Genomic DNA, 16,855 nt, shown 5'->3' on the forward strand with positions numbered 1-16,855 from the left:
TTAGCACGCGCACTCATAAGCAAACAGCTGATTAGGGCGATCGGCTGTCTCACGCCCGCTCCGCCTTCGCACGTTCAGCTTGCGCCAGGGCTCTTGCTGCCACTCCCGTACTTTGTAATCGCTCCGAGCAGTGTGCCTGCCGTAACTGTTTTCCCGTCCATCAAAAGAATCTCGGACAGCACTCCGGTAGCTGGCGCTGTCACCTCTACAGTCGTGCCGTCGGTTTCAATCTCAACTAGCGGTTCGTCGATGCTGACTGGGTCTCCGACGCGCATTAGTCTATGCGTCCAGCATGATACGCAGCGCGTTACATCGGAAGCTGACAATTAAGAGCTTGGGAAAAGCGACGAGCCGCGATTTACAGCGCCGCGACGACAAGAGTCGTGACCAACGTGCCGAGGAAAAGGAGCTCCACGGCTGTATCCATGATCGGACGAGTTCCCGCCAAAAATCGGGACATACGAGCCCGAACTTCGAAATCTCTCTCCATGTCCGGTGGTCAGCACGCCGACCGCCATTCAAACAATCGCATACGCCGTGAACAGAAGGCAAGTCAGGTATACGCACGCGAGACAAATGCCCGCGGTTCTCGCCGTGCGGTCATCTCGCCGCGAGCTTGTCCCAGCCGCGAGCCCAGCCAGTTTTTCATACTGTGCAAAGAGTTGGCAACCGGCACGTCCTCGGAAAAGTACATTTCTCATATATGTCTCCAAACAAGCTGATCCGTTCCTGGGAGGTGCGGAGTGCAGAAGCCTGGAAGAAGCACGTCCCGGCCGGTGATTCGCTTTCGTTCTCGCATCCGCTTCACGGAAGATAGTTTACGGCGTCCCATTGGGCAGTCGGGAGATGAGCGCGGCTTGTCGGGACAATCCTGACGTCTGAGTGCCGTGCGGCCAGGGCCGCTTCGCCCACTAAATTCTAATTCCAGGTCAAACTTGATCGGGACTCTTTGCCAGATGGTCCAACCAGCCAAGGGTCACGCCGTAGCGCACTATGTCAGCACGCGTAAACAGTCCGAGCTTTTCCACCGCCCTGGCCTTGTAAGTTTCGACGGTCTTGATGCTGATGTTTAGTTGATTGGCAATTTCCTTGTTGCTGAAGCCTTGTGCGATGAGTCTGAGAACCTCACTCTCGCGCGGTGTCAGCTCGCTGGCTGTGGAAGCGCCAGAAGACGAATGTGCGCCATGCGTGGACGGAAGTGCTTTCTCCGCTATTGCGGGATCCAGATACAATCCACCTCCAGCAATCGCGCGAACTGCGCGCTCGAGCTCGTCGGCCGCAGAGCGCTTCAGCAGATAGCCGCGAGCTCCCGCCTGCAGCATGGGCTGAACGTAGGCGTGGTCCTCGTGCACGGTCAGCGCCAGCAGACGAACCTGAGGCAGCTGCGTCGCTAGGGTGCGAGCGACTTCAAGGCCACTGATACCGGGAAGTGAAATGTCCAGGATGGCAATGTCTGGCGTGGCCTGGCGAATGATATCAAGGGCGGTCTGTCCATCCGTTGCTTCCCCGACGATCTCGATGTCCTGTACGTCCTGGAGCAAAGACTTCATTCCGGCCAGAACAAGCGGATGATCGTCAGTCAACGTGATCCGGATCGGGCACATAGCCCATCTCCTCTATTGGCACCGGTATTCTCATGAAGAGAGAGGTGCCGTGGCCGGGTTCAGATTCAATCGCCAAAGATCCGCCCAGCAGCGTGAGGCGCTCCTCGATTACCGACAGGCCCAATTTTGCGTGGCGGCTCTCACCCTGCGAGAATTCCTGAAAGTCGAAACCGTTCCCGTCGTCTTCGACGACTATCCTCAGCTCTGCTGTACGTCGGTCGATTACCACGCTGACGTTTCGCGCTTGCGCGTGTTTGACGACGTTATTCACGGCCTCCTGAACGGCGCGGTAGGCCGCGATTTCGACATCCTGGCCGAGACGATCTCTTCTGCCCAGAGGTTGAAAATCAACGCTGATCCCGAACCGCCGCTGGATCTCCGCGCAGAACGCCTCCAGCGCCTTGTAAAGGCCCAGGTCATCAAGGGCAGTCGGGCGCAGATCAGAGGCGATTTGATGGATATCGCGCCCAATCCCTCTTGCGAGTCCTTGCAGCCAATTGAGCCTCTCCAATCCGAGCTTGCGTTTGGGGCTCGTGCCGAGAAGCGGCTCCAGGTTCTTTAGACCGAGAAGGAGACCTGTAACCGTCTGGCCGATTTGATCGTGAAGCTCCCTTGCGATTCGACGGCGTTCGTTTTCTTCTGCCTCCGAAAGACGTCGAAGCAGTTGCTGTCGTTCCAGCTCGGCTCGCTTGGTCTCATCGATATCCTGAATGACCCCATATACCACGTCCAAGTTTTTGTCATCGAGTCGAGATAGCCTTCCGCTGGCCCGCAGCCACCGGCTGTGAGGGGGAGCGGACCGGAAATCGGCTATCGCGACGATTCCCGAACGGCAACTCAGCAAGGAAGCCTCAAATTTCTGCTGGTCGGCGGGATCAATACTGCTCAGCATCTGATCTATCGGAAGGCTCGTATCTCCTTCGGAGCGCGAACCTTCTATCTGGAGCATCTCCCGTGCGCGGGGCGATACAATCGCTTCTCTGGCGGCAAAGTCACAGCTGAATACGCCGAGATCTGCGGCATCGATCGTCAGCCTGCGTCGCTCTTCACTTGCGTTGAGTGCCAATGCCGCCTGCGCCTCTTGCTCGCGCCGACGCAGCGAAATGTCGCGTATCGTGTACCAGGCCAAAGTCAAAGCCAGGACGAAGCTCAGGACTCCACCCCCGGCAAGAAAAATGGCTGAGCGCTGGACGGGCCCGTTGAGTTCCTGCGTCGGTATTCCGAAATGGACCGACCATCCGCTGGTTCCGGGAATGAGTTTATAGATCGAGTCGACTTGGTCGCCGACAGGCGTGGTTTTGACGTAGCTTCCTTCTGGCGCAGAGGCAATCGCTTCGCGGACTGTGGCGCTGGCAGATTGTCCGAGCTCGGATTGCTCACCGAAGGTGCGGGCGACGATGTTACCCTTGGCATCGACCACAAACCCCACCCAGCCTGCCGGGGCACCTGCGCTCTTCAAAATCTGGCTTATTGCATCGGGCACCAGGGCCACCGTGAGCACAAACTTCAATTGCCCATCGCGCTCAACGGGCGCCCTGACGGCTACCACGCGTTTGCCGGTGACAGGACCGCGTGGCCCTATTCCGCCGATCGCCGGCTTTCTCGTCCTCAGGATTTGTTCGAAATTCTCGCGGTCGACGGTGGCGCGCATCCCATCTCCGAGCGGGCGGCTAACGTCCAGCACCTGATTTCCATCGGGATCGACAAGCTGTATCGTTTGCCAAAGGGGACGTGCTTCGTTGACGCGCGTCGCTTCTCGATAGAATGCGTCAAGGTCCGGCTTATCGAGCGTGGCCGAAGCCGCGACAGTCTCGGCGATCTCGAGCTGGAGGCTGATCTCCGAGGCAAGTCGGTTGACGACGCTATCAAGTGTCTCCACCGCGGCCGCCTGAGAATCCCTGCGCTGTTGCTGCGCATTCAGGAAAACGACCCACCCCGCGAAAAGCGCAAGAGGCATCGCTGCCGCTTTGAAGACGAGGATAAGGGGGCGGCGCGCTGCGCGCCGGGAGATCAAGGTGGGCGCCTCCATGCGGGTAGGTATCAAATGAGACAGCAAAACGCCCACGTCTCAGCACTTCCTCGATGTTCTGGTTTTTGTCGGGCTTTTCCCGACAGTACTAATGGTCACCCTGACTCCCAGGATCGCTCGATCCATCCCATCGTACAGGCAATCAGTGTTGCGGTCTAGAATTGGGCTTGACATGGAACATTCATCATCGCTGTCGCTGTTGACGGAAAACGAATTCAACCCAGCGCCCCCACCGCCCAGCATCAGATACTTCACCCCATCTACTTCGTAGATTTCCGTGGTGTGGACGTGCCCGTTCAACACGACCACCTCCATGTCCTTGGCATACGACGCAATCACCTTGTGCGGGTTGTCGGGAGCCGGGATAGGACCTAGGCCGGAGCGCGCAAAAACCGGAAAATGGAAGACGATAAAGGCCTTCCGAATGCCATTCGCCTTCGCCTCGTCCATCCACTTCTGCAGTTGCGTCATCTGCTCGGCGTACTTCGGCCGATCAGCGTCCCATTGTGAGGGCGACCGGTAGTCGTACTTGCCGCTCCACAGATATATGAAACGGGTGCCCTTGAAGTCGAATTTGTAGATGAGGTTTTCCGGCGTGACGCCGAATTTCTTTAGATACGGCACCGCCGAAAGAACGCCTTCGATCTTCGGATCGGCCCATACCTCATGATTACCCACGCTCATGAAAAACCGCCCATCCAGACCGGCTGCACGCATCTCGTCATCTGGCGCGGGCAGCTTCTTCAACATGGTGTCGTTCACGCGTTTCCAGTATGGGCTGTCGCTGACGGTTAAGCCCTGATTGCCCCACCATACGGCGTCGCCGCTATTGACAACGAATTTGGCGCGACTGGATTGGACGTCTTTCACGATTTCACGCGTCACCCATTCGCCGCCCTGGAGCCGAAACATCGTCCGATGCACGCCGGGAAGCAGCTTTACGTCCTCAACGGATGCCTCTGTCACCCACCCTTTATCGACCGTCAGCGTCATGACTTCCGTCTTGACGCGAATGGCATGATTACCTTAATCAGGTCTTTTGTGACCGGATCGAAGATCATCTTTACATCCTTCGCCACAACGGCTTCAGCGACCTTCTCCGGCATGACCAACCCGAACATTTCGACGAAGAACTTGTTGAGGTCCGGCTGCCCCTCCTTCAACGGGAGGTACATCATCGGACGGGTATCGCCGACCGCCGCGAACGAAAAACCGGCCCCGGTGGGAAGCGGCCCCGGGGGCGTTGTCTGCGCCTGCGCAATGGCGACGAACGGTATGGGGAGGGTTGGCAGTGCCGCGAGCGCGCCGAGAACAAGGCGACGGCTCGGGTTGCTGGGGTTGTATGATGACTGCATCATCATTGATCCTCTGGAGGAGAATGGGGCGGCGCGCCATCATTTGGTTGCCTGAGTGACGCCTCGTCGCTTTGCGAAATTGACCCAGATCACTGGCAGTGAGCTATGCAGCTTTGGCAACGAAACAATACACCCGTCGAAGACGCGTTAATCCAAATCAAGACAACATCAATGCAGCTTCAACACCGATGGGGGCGTGGCTGCCCCGCGTAAAACTCGCCCCTGCGCAGTCGTTGATATAGATCAATACCCACGACCCGAACTACTGAGATACGGCAGCTGCCGAAGCAGTCCCGGCCTCCTTTCCGTGGCACGGCCGAGAAGCTACCAGGAGTGGACGGCGGCAATAGAGGCAGCCCTGGTCAATCCCACTTATCAGAACTTCAGCCGCTTCTGCATAGTCGCGGCCTGATAGCGGGGGTACCGTAATAGGACTGCTTTGGATTGGGTTCGAACTGCTGACCTTTTTAGTACCGTGTGAGGCCGCCTTTGATCGCTTTCCTGAGCGATGCGAATCCGGTGAACCTTGCGGACAGGGCATCGATGAAGCTCGCGGGCGGCTTGGCACGCTTGCTCGTTGCTGCCGCGCTTTGCATCATGGCGGCGCCGCTGCGCGCGGTCGAACCGGAAACTCGGATTCTAGTCCTCATTGCTACCCACCCGTATGTCCCAGGATTGCTAGCCCTCGACAATGCCATGCGCGAGGAATTGGCCAAAGATACAACGCAGCGATTCCAGTTCTTCTCCGAGTCGCTCGATGCTCAGCGGTTTGCGTTCGGCGATTTTGATCAGGAGTTTCGGGCTCTGCTGGCCAAAAAATACACGGGACTGAAAATCGACTTTATCGTTGCGGTGACGAAGCCCGCTCTCGACTTTGCTAACAGGTACGGCAATGACCTATGGCCTGGCGCCCAGATCCTGTTTCATAGCGTTCCCACCTACTTGCTTGATGGTCTCGCGCTCTCGGCACGAACGAAGGGCGTGAGAGAGGGGCGGGATATCGGCAGGACCGTCGATCTGGCTCGCCGACTGCAGCCTGGTGCGCAACGCATCCTCGTGGTCGCAGGTGTATCCGACTACGACAAAGACTTTGCTGACGAGGTCCGCAGGGTGTTCGCCGCGCGGAATGAGACTGCAGAGACACGCTATTTGATCGGCCTGCCGCAGCCCGAACTCGTGGAGATAGTAGCACGAGAGCCGGCGAGTACCATCGTGCTGTATCTCACCCAATTCCGTGATCGCGAGGGCCGGCCGTATACGCCACGTGAGGTGCTTCGCACGATTAGCGCCGAATCGACCGCGCCGACCTATGGCGTCTTCGAAACCTACTTGGGCTACGGCATCGCGGCCGGAATCGTGCAATCCTACGACGATCTTGGCCGCACGGTCGCCAAACTGCTGATTCAAATGAGGGCGGGTGCCTCGGTCCCGGCCCTTTCCGATGTCCCCGCTGAATGCGTGGCGGATGTATACGCGTTAAACAAATGGTCGTTGGACGAGCACAGCTTGCCCCCCGGATGCGAAATCCGCGTCGCCGAGCGGCATTTGTGGCGCGAATATCCCTTGCAGATCCTCAGTGCTCTGGCTGTTGTGCTGCTTCAGGCTGCTCTGATCGCTTGGTTGCTATTGGAACGCCAACGACGAAAGCGAGCCGCGGAGCAAATGGGACGGGCCCAGGTAGAAACAGGACAGTATCGCGAAAGTCTCGCGCATTTGGTGCGTGTCCATGCGGTCGGCGAAATGTCGGCGGCGATCATACACGAGATCAATCAGCCGCTTGTCGCTATCAAGAACTATGCGCTCGCGGCGCGCAGACGGCTCGCTGGCACCGTGGACGCAGCCAAGGTTGAAGATTTGCTGGACAAAATCGGAGAGCAAGCCTCGCGCGCAGGCGATGTGCTGCGGTCGCTTCGAACCATGGTGAAGAAGCATGAATCGGAGACGACTAGAATCGAAGTCGGGCAACTGGTCGCCGATACCTTGAAGCTGGTGGAGATGGAAAGCCGCAGCGCGAGTATCAGGTTCGAGTCCGTGATCTCGATGGATCTTCCACCGCTCTTCGTCGATGGGGTTCAGATCCAACAGGTGGTCCTGAATCTAATCCGCAATGCCATTGAGGCGGTAGAGGAAGCTGGAATTGCCACCAGCCTCATCAAAATTAGAGTTTCGGGCACCGCAGAAAACGAAATCGCCGTGAGCGTCACCGATTACGGACCGGGAATTGGCCCCGACGATGCCAAGCATATTTTTGAACCGTTCTATTCAACGAAGGGAGGGGGATTGGGCGTCGGGCTTTCGATCTCCCGCGCTATCATCGAAGCGCATGGCGGCCACATATCGCTGGCCCCGAACGTGGATAGTGGATGCGTTTTTCAATTCACACTGCCTATCTCTCGTGAAGGGAAACTGACGGCATGAGTGAGCCCACCGTGTTTATTGTTGACGACGATGCTGCAGTACTGGATTCGATTGCGGAGCTGGTGATGTCGGTCGGACTGCAAGCGGCCACGTTTCGTTCCGCGCGGGAGTTTCTTGACGGGTTCGATCCCGAGCTGCCGGGGTGTCTCGTGCTTGACGTCCGCATGGCACATATCAGCGGGCCCGCGCTCCAGGACGAGTTAAACGCGATTGGTGCACGCATTCCGATCGTGTTCATCAGCGGCCATGGAGACATCGCGGTCGCCATCAAGACCATCAAAGCGGGCGCCGTTGATTTCGTTCAAAAACCATATCGTGAACAGCAACTGCTTGACAGCATCAACGATGCCCTGCGTCGTGATGCGGAGTCTCGACTAGTCACCAATACTGGCGAGGGCTTCGCCGAACGCCTGGCAACACTTACCGAACGTGAGCACCATGTGCTCGAGCAGGTAGCTAAGGGTCTGTCCAGCAAGTCGATCGCCAGGTTGCTCGACATCAGCTACCGGACCGTAGAACTGCACCGCGGTCACATCATGGAAAAGCTGCGGGTCCGTTCGGCCGCGGAACTGATCCGGCTCGTGATCGAGCGACGCAATAGCTGAGCGGTCGGCGGACGATGCCCGGCTACTATAAGGGTCGCAAGTATTTATTCATATTGTTCGGCGGCTGGACAGAGCCCACCCTCAATAAGTGTCCTTTGACGTTCGGCCAGGCCTGACGCGGCGGTCAGCACGTCACTCGACCGCCGTTAGCAGGGCCAGAGGCTCATGGCCGAAACCATCTATGTCGTCGACCCGCTTCCCGATGAGTGCCGCCGCATCGTTAACGCACTCGCGGGCGAGCCTGTCGTCGTAAAGAGTTACGACGACGCCGCACAATTCCTCGACGAAGTTGCCGCAACCGCCTCGGGATGCGTTCTCGCGCCCCTCGACCTTCCGGGCGTTGGACTGCGAGGGCTGATCGACGAGATCAATCGCCGGCAACTTCCACTCGCGGTCGTGGTGATCGGACGTGATTCGGAGTTCGCGATTGCTGTCGAATTGGTGCGGTCCGGCGCTTTCGACTTTCTCGAACACCCGTTTTCGGATGGGCGGCTGCGATCGGTCATACGTCAGGCGATCGGCGTCGCGCATGACTGAACTCGCTGCGATGCGATTCAAATGCGGCGCGCATCTTCGATGCGCCTGCACGTGAAGTTGGTAGCTCTCGTGCACATGGGCAACAGGTATTTCCACCTACTCCGGCACGTATTCCCTGCGATGGTCCAATTCCATTCTCTACTTTAGTGTAGTGTTGCATTGCCACGCTGCCTTGGCGTGTAGCATTTGTCTCTTCATTTCGCGACCGCCCAACGAGGGTTGGCTCATGAGTATTTCGACCGATACTCTCGTAAAGGCCGAAAACCGGCAGTGTTCATCCGCGCCGATGGTATTCATTCCGGGCGGCACGTTTCGGATGGGATCAGACAAGCATTATCCAGAAGAAGCGCCCGTGCATCGCGTTACGGTCGATGGTTTTTGGATGGATCCAACCCCTGTAACGAACCGCCAATTTCGGCAGTTCGTCGAGGCGACTGGGCACATTACCTTTGCTGAGATTGCCCCCGACCCGAAGGATTATCCGGGGGCTCTGCCGCACATGCTGAGGGCGGGCTCTCTGGTCTTCAGTCCACCGGATCATCCGGTCGACCTCCGCAATTTCGCGAATTGGTGGAGCTTCACGTTCGGTGCCAATTGGCGTCGCCCGTACGGCAAGGGCAGTTCGATCCGCGGCCTCGACGATCATCCGGTCGTACATATCGCGTACTCCGATGCGCTGGCGTATGCGACGTGGGCCGGCAAGGAATTGCCGACCGAGGCGGAATGGGAATTTGCCGCGCGCGGCGGGCTCGACGGCGCCCAATATGCTTGGGGTGGCGAGCTCACGCCCGGCGGCAGGCACATGGCCAATACCTGGCAGGGCGAGTTTCCGCGCCAAAACCTGAATCAGGACGGATTCGAGCGCACGTCGCCGGTCACCGCTTTTCCGGCCAATGGCTACGGCGTGCACGATATGATCGGCAATGTCTGGGAATGGACCACTGACTGGTACTCGCCGAGGCACGAAGCGGATGCATTGAAAGCTTGCTGCATTCCCGAAAATCCGCGGGGTGCTCGTGAAGATGCGAGCTACGACCCGCGCCTGTCCAACATCAGGATCCCCCGCAAGGTCATCAAGGGCGGCTCGCACCTTTGCGCGCCGAACTATTGTCGCCGTTATCGCCCGGCCGCCCGTCATGCAGAACCGATCGATACCTCCACCAGTCATGTGGGGTTCCGCTGCATCATCAGACAGGCGGGAGCAGCGCGATGAGCGATGCCACTCCGCAGGAACTGGGCGTCCTGGCCAAGCTGGTCATCGTGCTCGCTATCGTGCTGATCGTCGCCGGCGTGCTGTGGCACGGCGTTACGGTCGATGCCTTCCGACGATTCTGGCATGACCTGGTCGAACGGCCGGACGAGCCGATGAGGTTCCGCTTCATCCTGCAGCCGCTGATGGCTGCGTTCGCCGCTATCCACGATGGACGTGAGGACGCGCGGGCCGGACGCTCTCCGTATTTCATGACGGTGCTGCGCAATCCGCAGGAGCGCGTTGGACGGCTGCGCGAGGGATTAAACGCGACCGCCAGAATCATCCTTCTGGGGCTGGTGATGGACGTGATCTATCAGCTCATCGTGCTCAAGACATTCTATCCGAATGAGGCGCTCGTCATCGCGTTGCTGCTCGCATTTGTCCCGTACCTGATCATCCGGGGGCTCGTCTTGCGCGTCGCGCGGTCGCGCATCCGTAGATCGCGCGGTGAGGGCTCCGAGATGAATCGTCAGCAATAGGGAGCCCGCTATGGCAGACCCACACTCCATCCCAAGCGCGGGCAGGTTCGAGGTGAGAGTAACCTCAGACAGCCACTTTGGCTGGATCCGCACCCGCCTGAGCATCGAGCGCACGATGATGTCGTGGATACGGACGGCAGTCGCGCTGATCGGCTTCGGCTTCGCAATCGTCCAGTTCTTCGTACGCTTCGAACAGATGCCCGGAGCCCGACCTGCTGCTTATCCAAACGCACCGCGGGACCTCGGGCTGGCGCTGATCTCATGCGGCGTCCTTTCGCTACTCATTTCGGTTTGGCAGTACTTGTGGGGCATTCGTTACCTTTGGAGCGAAACGTTCGCCCCAATTGCCGGACTGACAAGGGAGGGAATGCATACGCCGGTTATCGCCATCGCCATCCTCCTCATTTGCATCGGCGTGTTTGCCTTCTTTGCCGTGCTGCTGCGCCTCGTGTAGCTGACCGCGCGAAACCGCGACCGAAAGGGGTTCCGAAATGACCGACACAAGCCCGACCATCGTAAACAGGTTCATCAGCATGAGCATGGAAGCGAAGCCCTTACCTTCGAAGGGCGGTTGCCCTCGACAGTGGAAAACCTGCTTGTAAGCGAACAGGAGAGGCGCAAATGAATCGCAGACTCGAACTCTTCAGCATCGTACTCTTTGCGCTAAGCGCGGGCGTTGTGGGCGGAGGAGTCACCTCCGCGCTTGCGGACGAGGTCGGAATCGAGGTGGACCTCGGCGACTTGCGCGGCGAAATCCTGTCGCTCTTTGCGCGTCGGGGTGCCGTAGCGACGGAAACGAACCCGAATTACAAGGGCGCTGCGGCGCCTGCGCCTGCGGCTCCTCCCTCGCCGGCCGCCGCGGACTGGCCGAGCTACAACAAGACGCTCACTTCCGAGCGCTTCTCCGACCTCAGCCAGATCAACACGAAGAATGTCGGCAAGCTCAAGGTGCTGTGTACCTACGACACCGGGCGATTAACGGCCTTCGAGACCGGTCTTCTGATGGTCGAGGGCGCGCTCATCGGCACAACCGAATTCGATATTTTCTCGATAAACCCGGCGACCTGCGCCGAGAACTGGCGCACGCACGAGGAATATCCGTCCTACATTCTGCCGACCAATCGGGGCGCGGCGTACCTCGACGGCATGTTGTTCCGCGGCACCCAAGACGGGCGCGTGCTGGCCTACGATTTCAAGACCGGCAAGCGGCTGTGGGAGGCGACGATCGGGGACGCGAAAAAGCTTGAAGACGTGCCAGCGGCACCGATCGCCTGGCAGGGCCTCGTCTTCGTCGGCAACGCCGGCGGCGACGTCAAGGGCGCCAAAGGGCACATGTACGCGCTCGACGCCAAGACCGGCAAGATTGTGTGGCAATTCTTCCTCGTGCCCAAGACCGAGGGCGATACTGTTCGCGGGCCTGAGGGCGCCACGCCGCTCGACACTTCGACTTGGAAAATGGTGCCCGGCGCGCCGATCAGCGGCGGGGGAACCTGGACTTCTACGACCTTGGACCCGGCTTCTGGGCTCTTGTATGTGCCCGTTGGCAATCCCGCGCCCGACTACGACAACAGCGTTCGCCAGGGCGACAATCTCTTCACCGGTTCCGTCGTTGTCCTCGACGCCAAGACCGGCGCTTACAAGAACCATTTCCAGCTTGTGCCCAGGGATTGGCACGACTGGGACGTCTCCAACCCGCCGGCTCTGATCAAGACAAGGGGGGGCAAGAGGCTCATGGCGGTGGCGCCGAAGGACGGACACCTTTACGGCTTTGATCTTGCCGACAACAAGCTCTTGTACCGGACGCCGGCGACGAAAATCGAGAATGCGCAAGAGCCCTTCGCTGTCGACAAGGACGTCCATTTTTGTCCCGGCGTGGCGGGCGGGGGGGAATGGAACAGCCCGGCCTACGACCCTATGACCAATTTCATCTTCACCGGCCAGAACGACTGGTGCACGACGGTGAGGCTGCAGACGAGGGAAGAAGTTCTGGCGAGTTCGGTCGGACAAATATGGACGGGAGAGAAGTCTCTCAATCCGGCCGACATCTTTGGAAAGTTCACGCGTGCCGACGGTGTCTGGGCGGGATGGCTCCATGGCGTCGACGCTGATACCGGGGTGTGGAAGTGGAGGCTGAAGTCCAATTACCCGATCATCGGCGCCGTGACGCCGACCGCCGGAGGCCTCGTGTTGTTCGGCGACATGGGCGGCAATTTCTATGCGGTTGACGCGGCGACCGGCCAGAAGCTGTGGGGCAAGAAGATCGGCGGCGCGATCGGTGGCGGAGTGATCACTTATACAGCCAATGGCGCGCAGAAAGTCGCGGTAGCGACCGGCTATGTATCCCCCGCCTTTCCGACTGAAATCCGGAGAGCGAAGATCGCGATCCTGGGCGTCGAAGGCAACTGAATCAGCCGACGGCGGCGCCGGCCGCCGCGCGAGCCAATGAGGAGCCTGGTCATGGAGCTCGATCCCGTTCTGCTGTCGCGCGTGCAGTTCGCCTTCGTCATCAGCTTCCATATCATCTTTCCAGCCTTCACCATTGGGCTCGCCGCGTGGCTTGCAACTCTCGAAGGCGTGCGGCTGTGGAATGGCAACGAGCTCTATCGGCGGATCTTCGACTTCTGGCTCAAGATATTTGCTCTGTCGTTCGGCATGGGCGTGGTTAGCGGCATCGTGATGGCTTTCCAGTTCGGCACAAACTGGAGCGTACTGGCCGAGCGCACCGGATCGATCCAGGGGCCGTTGCTGGGCTATGAGGCCTTCACTGCCTTCATGTTGGAAGCAACATTCTTCGGCGTCGTGCTCCTTGGTCGCGACCGCGTGCCGCCCTGGTTCTACTTTCTCTCCTGTTGCATGGTCTCGCTCGGCACCATGTTCTCGTCGTTCTGGATCCTCGCCAACAACAGTTGGATGCAGGTGCCGCTTGGCCACACGATTGTCGACGGCAGGATCATTCCTGCGGACTGGTGGGCGATCACGACCGGATCGATCATGCGGGTGCGCTGGCCGCACATGCTGCTGGCCGCCTTCCTGACGACCGGAATGTGCGTGGCGGCCACCGGCGCCTGGTACCTGCTGCGTGGCAGGGACGTGCCGGAGTCGCGCGCGATGCTGAACTGGGGCCTTGGACTGGTCGCGGTGCTGATCCCGATCCAGCTCTTCTTCGGCCACTTGACGGGCCTCTACGTGCTCAAGCATCAGCCTGCGAAGTTCGCGGCGATCGAGGCGCGCTGGAAGACCCAGCAGCCGGCAAGCGAGGTGCTGATCGCTTTGCCAGATCGATTCGAGGAGCGGAATCTCTTTGCGATTGAAATCCCCAGGCTCGGCAGCTTCATCGCCTCCGGCAATTGGACCGCGCGCGAGATTGGGTTGGAGACCTTCCCGCCCGAAGACCGCCCACCGGTGATCATTCCCTTTTTCGCGTTCCGCATCATGGTGGGAATGGGCCTGATCATGCTCGCGGTATCCTGGTTTGGAAACCTTCTGCGCTGGCGCGGCCGGCTGGAGAGGACACGCTGGTTTCTGTGGGTGGCGTTCCTGTCCTTCCCGAGCGGCTTCATCGCCATCCTCACCGGTTGGTTCACCGCCGAAGTCGGCCGCCAGCCCTGGGTCGTCTACGGCCTCCTGCGCACGAAGGATGCTGTAACGCCGTCTTTGACGACGGGTGACGTGCTGTTTTCGCTGGCATGCTACGTCATCGCCTACGCCATAATATTCGGCTTTGGTCTGTTTTTCATTCACCGACTTTTGCGGGATGGCCCTGGGCGCGATGCGTCGGACCGGGCGAAAATGACTCCGGCTCGGCCGCTGGCTGTTGCAATGCAATCCTCCACGGAGGAACCCCGATGAGTGCGACGGCCCCCTCAGCGCTAGCCCTGTTCTGGCTCGCCGTGATCGGCTTGGCGATTCTCGCCTACGTCGTCCTGGACGGCTTTGACCTGGGCGTCGGGATCCTTTTTGGCGTTACCAAAGACGAGGCGCTGCGGGATGAAATGATCGCCTCGATTTCTCCATTTTGGGACGGCAACGAGACCTGGCTGATCGTGGTCGGCGCCACGTTGTTCGCAGCCTTCCCCACCGTCTACGCAGTGTTCCTGGGGGCCTTTTACATCCCGGTGCTGCTGCTCCTCTTGGGACTGATATTCCGCGGCGTCGCGTTCGAATTCCGCGCTCGGGGCGCTGCACAAGGATTCTGGGATCGCAGCTTCGCTGCCGGCTCGCTCGTTGCGGCCTTTGTCCAAGGCGCGGCGGTCGGAGCCATGATCCGCGGAATACCGGTCGTGAACGGCCAGTTTTCCGGAGGCTCGTTCGACTGGGTCGCGGCGCTTCCGATTCTGTGCGGCATCGGCCTCGTGCTTGCTTATGCCCTGCTCGGCGCGGGCTGGTTGGTCCTTAAGTCCGAAGATCCGCTACGCAGCTGGGCGCGCAGTCGCATACCGGTGCTTGCCGGTGCGGTTGTTGCGGTCCTGTGCATTGCGGTCGTGATGGCGTTCATCGATCGGGCCCGCATGACTGGAAGCCTCTTCCTCGACCGTCCGTGGGGCTTCATCTTTCCGCTGATCGGCATCATCGCGATCGTCGGCATTTTTGCGGGTGTGCGTCAGCGTCGCGACTCATGGCCGTTCGCCATGACGGTCGTGCTCTTCGTCGCCACCTTTCTCTCGCTCGCGGTGATGTTCTGGCCGTACATGATCCCCTACAGCGTCACGGTGGCCGCGGCGGCAGCGCCTGCGGCTTCCTTGTCTTTCCTGTTTTGGGGCGCCGGACTGTTCGTGCTGCCGGTGATCGCCGCCTACACCGCAGTCGTCTACTGGATGTTTCGCGGCAAGCAGCGCAAAGGCCACACCCCGATGAGCGCGCCGCCCTCTACCGTAAAGCGATCGTAATGCACAGAGTCATGCCCCTCTACTACACCCGCAACTGCAATACCAACAGGAGGAGATTGAAATGGCCAAGACGGAAAAGCCGAACATCCTCGTCATTTGGGGCGACGATATCGGCATCTCTAATCTAAGCTGCTATTCGCACGGCCTCATGGGCTACAGGACGCCCAACATCGACCGCATCGCCAGGGAAGGTACGATGTTCACCGATTGCTACGGCGAACAGTCGTGCACGGCGGGACGCTCCTCCTTCATCACCGGGCAGAGCGTCTATCGCACCGGCCTTTCCAAGGTCGGCATCCCGGGCGCGCCGATCGGCATGTCGGAGAAGCTCGCGACCATCCCCGCCTGCCTCAAGAACCAGGGTTACGCGACCGCCCAGTTCGGCAAGAACCACCTCGGCGATCTCAACCACATGTTGCCGACCAACCATGGCTTCGACGAGTTCTTCGGCAACCTCTATCACCTCAACGCCGAAGAAGAGCCGGAAATGGAGGACTACCCGAGCGAGAAGGATTTCCCGAACTTCCGCAACAGGTTTGGACCGCGCGGCGTGATCCATTCATGGGCGACCGACAAGGACGACCCGACCGATGAGCCGCGTTGGGGCAAGGTCGGAAAACAGAGGGTCACCGACACCGGCCCGCTCACCAAGAAGCGCATGGAAACCTGCGACGACGAATTTGTTGCGGCGGCCAAGGATTTCATGAAACGCCAGAACGACGCCGGCAAGCCGTTCTTCGTCTGGCTGAACATGACCCACATGCATCTCTACACCCATCCCAAGCCCGAGAACAAAGGACAGGCGGGACGCTGGCAGTCCGACTATCACGACACAATGATCGACCATGACAAGAATGTCGGCCAGGTGCTCGATTATCTCGACCAACTCGGCATCGCGGACAACACTTTCGTCATGTATTCGACCGACAACGGTCCCCACATGAACTCGTGGCCGGACGGCGGCATGACGCCGTTCCGCAGCGAGAAGAACACCAACTGGGAGGGCGCCTTCCGCGTCCCGATGGTGGTGCGCTGGCCGGGCAAGATCAAGCCGGGCCAAGTCTCGAACGGGATCGTCCAGCACCACGATTGGTTTCCGACCTTCCTCGCCATGGCCGGCGATCCGGAAGTCGTTGAGAAGCTGAAGAGCGGCTATCAGGCGATCGGCCGCACCTACAAGAACCACATCGACGGCTATAATCTTGTGCCCTACCTCACCGGCGATGCGAAGCAGAGCCCGCGCGAGTTCTTCATGTATTTGAGCGACGACGGCGACGTGCTGGGCTTGCGCTACGACAATTGGAAGATGGCGTTCATGGAGCAGCGCTGCCACGGCACGCTACAGATCTGGGCCGAGCCGTTCACCCGGCTCAGAATACCGAAGATGTTCAATCTTCGCACCGACCCTTACGAGCGGGCGGAACAGACGTCCAACACCTACTGGGAGTGGTACATTCATCACATCTACCTGTTGTACGGCGCGCAGGCGGCCGCCGCCCAATGGGCGGCGACATTCAAGGACTTCCCGCCGGTTCAGAAGCCTAACACCTTCACCCTCGACGACGCGTTGAGGATGATGCACGAAACCGCCTCCGGAATGCACTGAGCCCGCATTCGGCTTCGGGCGGCAGGCTTTTGGCTGCCGCCTGTGGCGCTCGACGTTGAGCGGGCGCTGAGGCCGGAAATCCGA

General features: G+C 59.6%; 15 protein-coding genes. 10 read left to right on the forward strand and 5 right to left on the reverse strand.

Features of this window, described 5'->3' with window-relative positions; all coding sequences use genetic code 11:
• Window positions 1-74: 74 nt before the first annotated feature.
• The 5 genes from ABIA90_RS44125 to ABIA90_RS44145 all read right to left on the reverse strand — a co-directional run bounded on the left by ABIA90_RS44125 (window position 75) and on the right by ABIA90_RS44145 (window position 4,994).
• On the reverse strand, window positions 75-275 hold the full coding sequence (locus ABIA90_RS44125) for a biotin/lipoyl-containing protein (RefSeq protein WP_354116304.1): 201 nt from the start codon (window positions 273-275) through the stop codon (window positions 75-77).
• A gap of 654 nt (window positions 276-929) precedes the next feature.
• Window positions 930-1,604 carry a response regulator gene (locus ABIA90_RS44130; RefSeq protein ID WP_354116303.1) on the reverse strand — a complete coding sequence of 225 codons (675 nt, stop codon included), beginning with the start codon at window positions 1,602-1,604 and terminating at the stop codon, window positions 930-932.
• Window positions 1,576-3,669 (reverse strand): sensor histidine kinase, encoded by a 2,094-nt coding sequence (locus ABIA90_RS44135; protein ID WP_354122167.1) that lies wholly within the window; start codon window positions 3,667-3,669, stop codon window positions 1,576-1,578. Before ABIA90_RS44135 ends, ABIA90_RS44130 begins: the two co-directional genes overlap by 29 nt.
• A 3-nt stretch (window positions 3,670-3,672) precedes the next feature.
• Window positions 3,673-4,626, reverse strand: coding sequence for a metallophosphoesterase family protein (locus tag ABIA90_RS44140; RefSeq protein ID WP_354122168.1), 954 nt, complete (start codon window positions 4,624-4,626; stop codon window positions 3,673-3,675).
• A complete protein-coding gene (locus ABIA90_RS44145; protein ID WP_354116300.1) occupies window positions 4,623-4,994 on the reverse strand; it encodes a hypothetical protein in 372 nt (123 codons plus the stop codon). The genes ABIA90_RS44140 and ABIA90_RS44145 overlap by 4 nt, the downstream gene beginning before the upstream one ends.
• Window positions 4,995-5,477: 483 nt before the next feature.
• Between ABIA90_RS44145 and ABIA90_RS44150 the strand changes: the two genes are divergently transcribed.
• The 10 genes from ABIA90_RS44150 to ABIA90_RS44195 all read left to right on the forward strand — a co-directional run bounded on the left by ABIA90_RS44150 (window position 5,478) and on the right by ABIA90_RS44195 (window position 16,771).
• Entirely contained in the window at window positions 5,478-7,406 is a 1,929-nt protein-coding gene (locus ABIA90_RS44150) for an ATP-binding protein (protein WP_354116299.1), read from the forward strand.
• Window positions 7,403-8,011, forward strand: coding sequence for a response regulator transcription factor (locus ABIA90_RS44155; protein WP_354116298.1), 609 nt, complete (start codon window positions 7,403-7,405; stop codon window positions 8,009-8,011). Before ABIA90_RS44150 ends, ABIA90_RS44155 begins: the two co-directional genes overlap by 4 nt.
• Window positions 8,012-8,176: 165 nt before the next feature.
• Window positions 8,177-8,548: a response regulator gene (locus ABIA90_RS44160; RefSeq protein WP_354116297.1), complete on the forward strand. Its 372-nt coding sequence runs from the start codon at window positions 8,177-8,179 to the stop codon at window positions 8,546-8,548.
• Window positions 8,549-8,834: 286 nt separating this feature from the next.
• Window positions 8,835-9,761, forward strand: coding sequence for a formylglycine-generating enzyme family protein (locus ABIA90_RS44165; RefSeq protein ID WP_502916693.1), 927 nt, complete (start codon window positions 8,835-8,837; stop codon window positions 9,759-9,761).
• Window positions 9,758-10,279, forward strand: coding sequence for a hypothetical protein (locus tag ABIA90_RS44170; RefSeq protein ID WP_354122169.1), 522 nt, complete (start codon window positions 9,758-9,760; stop codon window positions 10,277-10,279). The genes ABIA90_RS44165 and ABIA90_RS44170 overlap by 4 nt, the downstream gene beginning before the upstream one ends.
• A gap of 10 nt (window positions 10,280-10,289) precedes the next feature.
• Window positions 10,290-10,733, forward strand: coding sequence for a YidH family protein (locus ABIA90_RS44175; protein WP_354116294.1), 444 nt, complete (start codon window positions 10,290-10,292; stop codon window positions 10,731-10,733).
• A 167-nt stretch (window positions 10,734-10,900) separates the two neighbouring features.
• Window positions 10,901-12,685, forward strand: coding sequence for a pyrroloquinoline quinone-dependent dehydrogenase (locus ABIA90_RS44180; RefSeq protein ID WP_354116293.1), 1,785 nt, complete (start codon window positions 10,901-10,903; stop codon window positions 12,683-12,685).
• Between the two features lie 51 nt (window positions 12,686-12,736).
• Window positions 12,737-14,128 (forward strand): cytochrome ubiquinol oxidase subunit I, encoded by a 1,392-nt coding sequence (locus ABIA90_RS44185; RefSeq protein WP_354122170.1) that lies wholly within the window; start codon window positions 12,737-12,739, stop codon window positions 14,126-14,128.
• Window positions 14,125-15,165: a cytochrome d ubiquinol oxidase subunit II gene (gene cydB, locus ABIA90_RS44190; RefSeq protein WP_354116291.1), complete on the forward strand. Its 1,041-nt coding sequence runs from the start codon at window positions 14,125-14,127 to the stop codon at window positions 15,163-15,165. The genes ABIA90_RS44185 and cydB overlap by 4 nt, the downstream gene beginning before the upstream one ends.
• A gap of 61 nt (window positions 15,166-15,226) precedes the next feature.
• Window positions 15,227-16,771, forward strand: a complete 1,545-nt coding sequence (locus tag ABIA90_RS44195; RefSeq protein ID WP_354116290.1) for an arylsulfatase — start codon at window positions 15,227-15,229, stop codon at window positions 16,769-16,771.
• Window positions 16,772-16,855 lie beyond the last annotated feature (84 nt).

Source organism: Bradyrhizobium sp. LA6.8, from assembly GCF_040547935.1.
Taxonomy (GTDB): Bacteria; Pseudomonadota; Alphaproteobacteria; order Rhizobiales; family Xanthobacteraceae; genus Bradyrhizobium; species Bradyrhizobium barranii.

Excerpts from the sequence above, each read along its gene's own strand:
- ABIA90_RS44125 (WP_354116304.1), bottom strand. The coding sequence starts at position 275 with ATGCGCGTCGGAGACCCAGTCAGCATCGACGAACCGCTAGTTGAGATT.
- ABIA90_RS44130 (WP_354116303.1), bottom strand. The coding sequence starts at position 1,604 with ATGTGCCCGATCCGGATCACGTTGACTGACGATCATCCGCTTGTTCTG.
- ABIA90_RS44140 (WP_354122168.1), bottom strand. The coding sequence starts at position 4,626 with ATGACGCTGACGGTCGATAAAGGGTGGGTGACAGAGGCATCCGTTGAG.
- ABIA90_RS44145 (WP_354116300.1), bottom strand. The coding sequence starts at position 4,994 with ATGATGATGCAGTCATCATACAACCCCAGCAACCCGAGCCGTCGCCTT.
- ABIA90_RS44155 (WP_354116298.1), top strand. The coding sequence starts at position 7,403 with ATGAGTGAGCCCACCGTGTTTATTGTTGACGACGATGCTGCAGTACTG.
- ABIA90_RS44160 (WP_354116297.1), top strand. The coding sequence starts at position 8,177 with ATGGCCGAAACCATCTATGTCGTCGACCCGCTTCCCGATGAGTGCCGC.
- ABIA90_RS44165 (WP_502916693.1), top strand. The coding sequence starts at position 8,835 with ATGGTATTCATTCCGGGCGGCACGTTTCGGATGGGATCAGACAAGCAT.
- ABIA90_RS44170 (WP_354122169.1), top strand. The coding sequence starts at position 9,758 with ATGAGCGATGCCACTCCGCAGGAACTGGGCGTCCTGGCCAAGCTGGTC.
- ABIA90_RS44175 (WP_354116294.1), top strand. The coding sequence starts at position 10,290 with ATGGCAGACCCACACTCCATCCCAAGCGCGGGCAGGTTCGAGGTGAGA.
- ABIA90_RS44180 (WP_354116293.1), top strand. The coding sequence starts at position 10,901 with ATGAATCGCAGACTCGAACTCTTCAGCATCGTACTCTTTGCGCTAAGC.
- ABIA90_RS44185 (WP_354122170.1), top strand. The coding sequence starts at position 12,737 with ATGGAGCTCGATCCCGTTCTGCTGTCGCGCGTGCAGTTCGCCTTCGTC.
- cydB (WP_354116291.1), top strand. The coding sequence starts at position 14,125 with ATGAGTGCGACGGCCCCCTCAGCGCTAGCCCTGTTCTGGCTCGCCGTG.
- ABIA90_RS44195 (WP_354116290.1), top strand. The coding sequence starts at position 15,227 with ATGGCCAAGACGGAAAAGCCGAACATCCTCGTCATTTGGGGCGACGAT.